The sequence below is a fragment of the Streptomyces sp. WELS2 genome (assembly GCF_013870595.1).
In the GTDB taxonomy this organism is placed as follows: Bacteria; Actinomycetota; Actinomycetes; order Streptomycetales; family Streptomycetaceae; genus Streptomyces.
This window is the reverse complement of record NZ_JACBWZ010000258.1, coordinates 1-7,718: the sequence shown is the minus strand read 5'-3', so window position 1 is coordinate 7,718 and position 7,718 is coordinate 1. Positions and strand designations below refer to the sequence as shown.

The 7,718-nt window shown below is 70.9% G+C and carries 9 protein-coding genes and 1 pseudogene; 7 read left to right on the top strand and 3 right to left on the bottom strand.

The features are described 5' to 3' along the window. Nucleotides 1-329 precede the first annotated feature (329 nt). Nucleotides 330-563, top strand: a pseudogene (locus H5J33_RS37515) (transposase); the annotation flags it as partial. Nucleotides 564-1,080: 517 nt separating this feature from the next. Here H5J33_RS37515 and H5J33_RS16895 read toward each other — a convergent pair. Further along, entirely contained in the window at nucleotides 1,081-1,674 is a 594-nt protein-coding gene (locus H5J33_RS16895; protein ID WP_181795737.1) for a TetR/AcrR family transcriptional regulator, read from the bottom strand. 104 nt (nucleotides 1,675-1,778) lie between these two features. On the opposite strand from H5J33_RS16895, the gene H5J33_RS16890 reads away from it, so the two are divergent. The 3 genes from H5J33_RS16890 (at nucleotide 1,779) to H5J33_RS16880 (ending at nucleotide 4,058) form a co-directional block, all read left to right on the top strand. Then, nucleotides 1,779-2,624: an SDR family oxidoreductase gene (locus tag H5J33_RS16890; protein ID WP_181795736.1), complete on the top strand. Its 846-nt coding sequence runs from the start codon at nucleotides 1,779-1,781 to the stop codon at nucleotides 2,622-2,624. A 1-nt stretch (nucleotide 2,625) separates the two neighbouring features. Next, a complete protein-coding gene (locus H5J33_RS16885) occupies nucleotides 2,626-3,402 on the top strand; it encodes an SDR family NAD(P)-dependent oxidoreductase (protein ID WP_181795735.1) in 777 nt (258 codons plus the stop codon). 308 nt (nucleotides 3,403-3,710) lie between these two features. After that, a complete protein-coding gene (locus H5J33_RS16880) occupies nucleotides 3,711-4,058 on the top strand; it encodes a hypothetical protein (RefSeq protein WP_258565165.1) in 348 nt (115 codons plus the stop codon). 303 nt (nucleotides 4,059-4,361) lie between these two features. Here the strand turns inward: H5J33_RS16880 and H5J33_RS16875 are convergent, their stop codons facing one another. Continuing rightward, entirely contained in the window at nucleotides 4,362-4,949 is a 588-nt protein-coding gene (locus tag H5J33_RS16875) for a TetR/AcrR family transcriptional regulator (RefSeq protein WP_181795734.1), read from the bottom strand. 82 nt (nucleotides 4,950-5,031) lie between these two features. On the opposite strand from H5J33_RS16875, the gene H5J33_RS16870 reads away from it, so the two are divergent. Further along, complete coding sequence (locus H5J33_RS16870; RefSeq protein WP_181795733.1) at nucleotides 5,032-5,835, top strand: SDR family oxidoreductase; 804 nt, start codon at nucleotides 5,032-5,034, stop codon at nucleotides 5,833-5,835. Nucleotides 5,836-5,917: 82 nt separating this feature from the next. Further along, the gene (locus H5J33_RS16865; RefSeq protein WP_181795732.1) at nucleotides 5,918-6,193 is read left to right on the top strand and encodes a hypothetical protein; all 276 of its coding nucleotides are present in this window, start codon (nucleotides 5,918-5,920) and stop codon (nucleotides 6,191-6,193) included. Between the two features lie 31 nt (nucleotides 6,194-6,224). On the opposite strand, the gene H5J33_RS16860 is transcribed toward H5J33_RS16865, so the two are convergent. Next, the gene (locus H5J33_RS16860) at nucleotides 6,225-6,638 is read right to left on the bottom strand and encodes a helix-turn-helix domain-containing protein (protein WP_220212430.1); all 414 of its coding nucleotides are present in this window, start codon (nucleotides 6,636-6,638) and stop codon (nucleotides 6,225-6,227) included. Nucleotides 6,639-6,869: 231 nt separating this feature from the next. Between H5J33_RS16860 and H5J33_RS16855 the strand changes: the two genes are divergently transcribed. Beyond that, the coding region (locus H5J33_RS16855) for an NADP-dependent oxidoreductase (RefSeq protein WP_181795730.1) at nucleotides 6,870-7,718 on the top strand (849 nt) is incomplete at its 3' end.

The following is a 7,718-nucleotide window of genomic DNA, read 5'->3' as shown; positions in this document are numbered from 1 at the left end:
GCGCGGTCAGCAGGAACGTCCGGCCGCACTCGGCACTCGGCCAACCCCTCCCACGGCAGTCGGTCGGCGGCGGCCGCGCCGTGCGGCTCCATCACCGCCACCGTCATCACAGCCGGTGCACCCGAAAAGAACCGACCTCGGCCTGCTGCTCTCGGTAGTCGCTGGCACGGCTGGTCGACCGCGACGCCGTGCCGGGCGCCGGAACCCGCACTGATCGGCCGGACACCCCCAACTTGATCTCCAACGGCCGGTGACGAATGGTGCCTCGGACTTGATCACTCGGTTCGGTAACCGCCCTGCCCAGTACGAAGGCCGTGAGGACGAGTCTGCTGCATCACGACGCCCGGCAAGAGCCGTTGGTGGAACTGACATGCTTCGGGGGTGAGTTCTACTCCTGCCCCACCGCTTTTTCGGTGCGTGTTTCGAGCCGGCTGACCCCGTGCTGTGCGGCGACGGACCGGTGAGGGCGCCGGCCGAACTGTCGCTGGTCGGCGAACACCGCCGTGGTCACGGCGGTCTCTATGCCGCCCCCCGCCCGTGGCAGGGTCGATGCCGGCCGGCTGCCGGGGGGTGCCTTTATGTCTTCGTCGAGCCCGAGACTGAGTGAAGGGCACCGGTCTCACGGCCAGGGATCGGATCGCCTGTTTCGTGGCGCTCTCCAACGGTCTGGCGTTCAACACAGGGAGCGCGGAGCGTGCGGCATCGTGCGTGCGGCGTCCGCCATCACCGCGGCGTCCTTTGCGCGACCGGGCATTGCGCCCGGCCAGGCGGTGGTCGGACCTCTCATCAGCGTCTCCCACGGCACCCCTCGGGCCCGGTGACACCCCCGGGTCATTCGTCCGACAGGGGGACAGTCATGCCGGGTCCGGCGGCCAGCGGCCCTCTCGCAGGACCGCGGAAAACATAACGGGGGAACGTCCAGGGTGGGCTCAACGGAGCACTGGCAAGGGCCGGTATACCCGGTGTGGGGGGACTCGAGCTCATGGAACGCGCCGAGTGGGTGCACGGCATCGTCCCGGCGGTGTCGTCCACTCCCGGACCGTGTCGTCCGCTCCTGGGAGCTTCGGCACGTCGCTGGTGTCAGCCGGTTTGCAGACCGTCGAGAAGAACGGTCAGTACGGCGTGGTGACCGTTCGCAGGGTCGGGCTCGAGCCCCAGCACGCAACCCTGTGCCGCTGGGGCGCCGGTCAGCCGCAGCACTTCCTGCCAGGCCAGATCCCGGCGAAGACGGCCCTGGTCCTGAGCTCGTTCGATGACCCTCCGGGTGAGGTCGAGGAGCTCGTGGCGCTGCTGGGCGACAGCGGGGCCGCCGTGCTGGTCCAGGGAGCCGGACAGTCCCGCGTTCTGAGCGGTGCGCAGGGCCAGGCCGGTGAACAGCGAAGAGAAGCCCTCCCAGGCATCGTCGCAGTCCAGAGCCTGGTGTGCGGTGTCGATCAGTTCGGAGAGGATGTCGCCCAGTACCGCCGCCATGAGCTGGTCGCGTTCGGGGTAGCGCCGGTAGACGGTGCCGACACCGACGCCGGCCTCCCGGGCGATCTCGTGGTAGCTCACGTCCAGGCCGGCAGCGGCGACGGCACGACGCGCGGCCGCGAGAACCCGCGCGGCATTGCGCTGGGCGTCGGCGCGCACGGGCATAGCCGCCCCCTGGGTCGGCGCAGGTCGCTCCGCGTTCATCGCCCCATCTTATCTATAAGTGGACAGCTTCTGTCCGCCTCCTCTACTCTGAAGAAACGGACAAGAGTGGTCCGTTTATTTCGCTCCTGCGAGAGGTGTGAAGCATGGGGTCTCGCGTGTGGCTGGTCACCGGCGCGTCCGGAGGGTTGGGCCGGGCCCTGGCCGGTGAGGTTCTGAGTGCAGGTGAGCGAGTGATCGCGGTCACGCGTGACGACAAGCCGCTGCAACCGCTGACCGCCGCCTTTCCCGGACGTCTGCGCACCGTGAGCGTGGACATCACCGACGCCGGAACGCTGCGTCCGGTACTGGATGACGCGATCACCGGGTTCGGCCGCCTCGACGTCGTCGTCAACAACGCCGGCTACGCGCTGGCGGGCCCCTTCGAGGAACTGGACGACGCGGAGCTGCGTGCCCAGTTCGAAGTGAACTTCTTCGCCGCCGCCGCTATCCTGCGCGCCGCTCTGCCCCACCTGCGCGCGGCGAAAGCGGGCCGTGTGCTGCAGATCAGCTCGCTGGCAGGGCAGATCGGTGCCCCGGGGATGAGTGCCTACACGGCCGGCAAGCACGCCCTCGGAGGTCTGAGCGTCTCACTGGCCGCCGAGCTCGCCCCGCTGGGCATCCGGACGACGATCGTGGAGCCCGGAGCAGCCCGCACCGGCTTCCGCGCCAACTGGGCGAGCCGGCTGCCCGGCAGCGCCGCGCTCCCCGACTACGTCCACGTGCACGAAGCGCTGGCACGCTCCGCGGGCGCCGTCGGAGGCCAGGTCGGCGACCCCGCCCGTATGGCCCGGGCCCTCGTCGTCCTCGCCGATATGCCGAGCCCCCCGCTGCGCCTTCCTCTCGGCAGCGACGCCCTCGCCGGCATCGGGAACGCCCGCAGCGACCAAATCGAAGAACTACGCCGGTTCGCGACGCTGAGCGCTTCCACCGACCACACAAAGGCGATCTGATATGCCCGAGCACCGCACCACCGGCCGTTTCGCCGTCGTCACCGGCGGCAGCGAGGGCCTGGGTCTGGCCATCGCCGCTGCCCTGGCCCGCGACGGAGCGGACCTGATTCTCGTCGCCCGCAACCGCGGCAAGCTCGAGACCGCCGCGAAGGAACTCGGCCGGCACGGCACCGTCGTGCACACCGTCCCCACGGATCTCTCCGCGCCCGACGCCGCCGCCCGGATCGCCGCGCACGTCGGGAACCTGACCGACCGGGTCGACACCCTCGTCAACAACGTCGCCATCGCACACTTCGCCTCCCTCGCCGACACCACGGTCGACGAGATGAACACCATGTGGCACCTCAACGTCCAGGTGCCGCTGCTGCTGAGCCGGCAACTCCTGCCCGCCCTCGTGAACGCTCGGGGAAGCATCATCAACATCAGCAGCTACTGGGCCCGCAAAATGGTCGCCGGCCGTCATTCGGCCGCCTACTCCGCCACCCGCGGAGCGCTCAACTCCATGACCCGGGCGCTGGCCAGTGAACTCGGCCCCCAAGGAGTCCGTGTCAACGCCATCGCTCCCGGTGCCGTCCGCACTCCCCGGTACGAACGCTCCTATCTCGCCCCCATGACCGCGGAGGAACGCACCGCGCACGACGAGCAGATCGAGCAGTCCTACCCCCTGGGACGTCTGGGCACTGCCGATGACGTCGCCGCCGCGGCCGCCTACCTGGCCTCGGCCCAGTGGACCACCGGCACCATCCTCGCCGTCGACGGCGGCCTCACCATCCGCTGACTCCCGCAAGATCCCTACCTGGCTCAGCGCCGTGAACGACCAGGTCGCGGGCATCGGGCAGATGGTCGCGCCGGGCATCCCGCGCGACTCCCTGCGGTTCGGGACGAGGATGTCGCCCGGCTCTCCCCGCTCAAGCACGCCAACCTGAACCGCCTGGGCCGCTACAGCTTCCGCGCCACCGTCCTGTCCGGCGGCGGCCTGCGCCCGCTGCGTGACCCGGCCTCGGCCGGTGGGGATGAGGGCGACGAGCAGCCGTGTGGCTGACGCCGGGCCAGGGAGGGCCTGGCGGTGGGCGAGGGGAGGGGAACGTGGCGCGTTCGTCGGGTGTGACCGACAACGACGGCCATCCCGAGGACGCGTTGTCACGGCAGACGATCCTCGACGAGATCTCGGTTTATTGGTTCACCGCGTCGGCCACGTCGTCGGCGTGCCTGTACTGGGAGAGCTTCGCCAACTTCCGGGACAAGGTGACCCCGCCGTCCGGGCTGTCGGTCTACCCGCGTGACATCACCCGCCCGTCGAGGCGGGAGGCCGAGCTGCGGTTCACCGACCCGCGCTGGTTCGAGGAGCTGCCGCACGGCGGCCACTTCGCCGCGCTGGAGCAGCCGGAGTCGCCGGTCAAGCGGGTGCGCGGATTCTTCCGCCTGTTCCGCTGACTGTTATCGCCCTGCCGTTCGGCCTCACCGCAGGCGAGCGAGTGCGTGTTCACCCGCTGGCGCCCCCGCCACTGACTCGTCCCCGACAAGGGCGCCGTCTTCGGCGCCTTCGACCCCGACGCGTCACCTCACCAGTCGGCCGAGCACTCCACGGCCGCTGAGTCCGACAACGCGGACCTCGGCAACCCCGCCGGGGTCGAAGCCGGCCCACCATTTCACCCTTGCCACCTGCTTCAGAGCGCTGCGATCGACAGCGCGCGGTGGCGTCGGGTTCCGCGCGAAGGTGTGCCGGGGATACGTGCCTCAGCCGTGGTACCGCACCGCCGCGAGGCACTGGTCGTAGAGGTCTGCCAGGTCGATCCGCCCGTCATGTCCGGCCCAGAGTTCGGTTGCCGTGTCGATACAGGCGAAGACGGTCGCGACGATCGCCTTGGCCTGCGTGTCGGGAGCCGGATGGCCGGGGCCGTCGCCCAGCCGCGCCCGGACGACGGGGACGAGTTCGGCCTGCCAGCGCAGCCGCTTCTCGATGTAGCGGGCACGCAGCGACGGCGTGTCGAAGATGAGGCGGGACAGCTCCAGCGCACGCTCAGGGGGGTGGTTGGCGGTCAGAACGACCTCGAATCCGGCGCGCAGGGCATCCCAGGCGGACATCTCGGCCGGCTGCTGCTCGACGGTCCGTTTCAGCAGCTCGCCCAGCGCCTCCTGGTCGCCGCAGACCAGGTCCTCCTTGGTACCGAAGTACCGGAAAAGGGAGCGCTGCGAGATCCTCGCCTCCCGCGCGATCTGCGCGATCGTCGTCTGCTCGTAGCCCTGCTCGGCGAACAGGCGTACCGCCGTATCCAGGATCGCCTGGACGGCAACCTGCCGCGAACGCTCCCACAAGGTCGTCATGGACGCCAGGGTACCCCTCTGGACAGCGACCGCCTACTTGGCATTAACTGCCAGGAAGGCAGCGACTGAAAGAAGGATGCCCATGCCGGCCGTCGACTACCACGGACACACCACCCTCATCACCGGGGCCAGCGCGGGCCTCGGCGCCGAGTTCGCCCGCCAGCTCGCCGCCCGCGGCTCCGACCTGGTGCTGGTCGCCCGTCGCAGGGACCGCCTCGAGAAGCTGGCCACCGAGCTGCGCGAACAGCATCCGGTCCAGGTGCACGTGGTGGAGATGGACCTGGCCACGGAACACCCCGGGCAGGCGCTGGCCGCGCGGATGGACCAGCTCGGCCTGCACGTCACGAGCCTGATCAACAACGCCGGGTTCGCCACCTTCGGCCCTTTCCACCAGGCGGACCCGGACCGGCTGCGCCGGGAGATCGCGGTCGATGTGACCGCGGTCGCCGACATCAGCCGGGCCTTCATCGGCCGACTGCGCACCGCGGGCCGCGGGGTACTGGTCAACGTGGCGAGCATGGCCGCCTACCAGCCCAACCCGCGCATGGCGCTCTACGGGGCGACCAAGGCGTTCGTGCTCAGCCTCACCGAGGCCCTGTGGGAGGAGTCACGCGGCACCGGTCTGCGGGTGCTGGCGCTGTCCCCCGGCGCGACCCGGACCGAGTTCTTCGACGTCGTGGGCACCCCACAGGCCGCCGGAGGGACCAGGCTCGCCTCGCCCGTCGACGTGGTCCGCACCGCGCTGGCCGCCCTGGACCGCAAGAACCCGCCGCCCAGCGTCATCGCAGGCCGCATGAACCGGGTGATGGCCTTCCTCGCCCGACGCCTGGCCACCCGACGCCAGGTCATCCGGGCCATCGGCCGGCTCACCGCCAAGGGGGCATGACCATGGGAGGAAAGGCCGTAGTGACTCCCGACCGTACGTCACCTCCCGCCGGAGTTCGCCGCCGGCGGCGAGGGTCTGCACCGTGAGCCGCGTCGTCGCCGCAGCCGCCAACGCCGCTGCCTTCCGGTTCCACGAGGAACGGTTCGTGCTGTCCGTCGGCGTGCTGGAGGGAGCGGCCTGCCTCATCGGCCGGCCGCCGAGATGGAAGAGCCGGCCGACGGCGAGCGCGAGGGCATCACGGGGCTGCTCCTGCCCGAGGACGCTCGGTTCTCGTACCCGCGGCGGGCCGTGTGCGCTGCGGGTACGGAACAGCGGGGACGCCTTGACGCTGGACCACGCCGGCTCGGCGGCCGGATGAAGCATTCGGTGAGTCCAAGGGCCGCCGCGCGTCAGCCGGCGGTGGCCTCGCTGTCGTAGCGGGCGCGGTTCGCGGTGATCTCGTCGTGATGGGTGCCCGCCCAGTCGACGAGGGCGGTGACGGCGTCGAGGAGGGTGGTGCCCAGGTCGGTCAGGGCGTACTCGACGCGCGGGGGCACCTCGGGGTAGGCGGTGCGGGTGACCAGACCGTCGCGCTGGAGCTGGCGCAGGGTGTGGGTGAGCATGCGCTGGGAGATGCCGGTGACGGTGTTCTGAAGGTCGGTGTAGCGCAGGGGGCCGTGTTCCAGGGTGCCGATGACGAGCACGGTCCACTTGTCGCCGGCCCGGTCCACGATCTGCCGGATCGTCTCGCCCTGCTGGGCAGGCCACCGGGCACACGGCCCCGACCGAGCGGCAGCCCGCTGGTCCTTCGCTTCGGCCCGCATGACGCACCTGCCTTTCCGGTTCCGCACACGCGTGTGCCTTTTGTAGACCTCTCCATGGCGACGCACCATGGGCTGACGCACCAATCGTACGTAACGACTTCATCGGTGCGTAACGGGACATCGGCCCGGCGTTAACCCCGCGCGGGGCGGCGCCGGCGCCCGCGAGAGAGAACGTCGCCCCCATCGCCGCTCGGGCGGCACCCGCCCGCCTTCTGGAGGAACATCATGACCATGCGCGCCGTTACCGTTTCCCGCTTCGGCGGGCCCGAGGTCGTCGGGATCACCGAGCACCCGCTCCCGGTGCCGGCCGAGGGGCAGGTGCGCGTCAAGGTGAAGGCCGCCGCGATCAACCCGGTGGATGTCGCCATGCGCTCCGGCGTCTTCGGCGGCCAGGGACCCGTCGGGCTCGGCTTCGACGTGGCCGGTGTGGTCGACGCCGTCGGCCCCGGCGCCGACTGGCAGGTGGGCGAGCGCGTCTTCGCGGTGGTGACCGGACATCACAAGCCGCTGGGCACCCACGCGGACTACATCGTCGTGGACGCCGGCATCCTCGCTCCGTCCCCCGCCTCCCTCGACGACGTCCATGCCGCCACTCTGCCGCTGAACGCCACAACCGCTTCCCAGGTGCTCGACCTGCTCGACCTGGCTCCGGGGCAGAGCCTGCTGGTCGTCGGCGCGAACGGCGGAGTGGGCGCCCACGCGGTGGAACTGGCCCACCAGCGGGGCCTGAAGGTCACCGGGGCCGGGCACGCGGCCTTCGAGGACTTCGTCCGGGCCCGCGGTGCCGATCACTTCCTGGCCCGCGGTGAGACCTTCGAGCCCGCGTCCTTCGACGGTGTCCTGGACACCGCGGTCCTGGGCGCAGCCGCGCTCGCCGCCGTCCGCGGCGGCGGCGCCTACGCCGGCCTGTGGCCGGGCAGCGAACCCGCCTCCGAGCGCGGCATCCGCGTGGAGGCCGTCGGAGTGCGGTCCGACGCCGCCCACCTCGCCGACCTGGCCCGCCTGGCCGACCAGGGCGTGCTCTTCGCCCGCGTCGCCGAGACCTACCCCCTGACCGCCGCGGCCGAGGCCCACGCACGA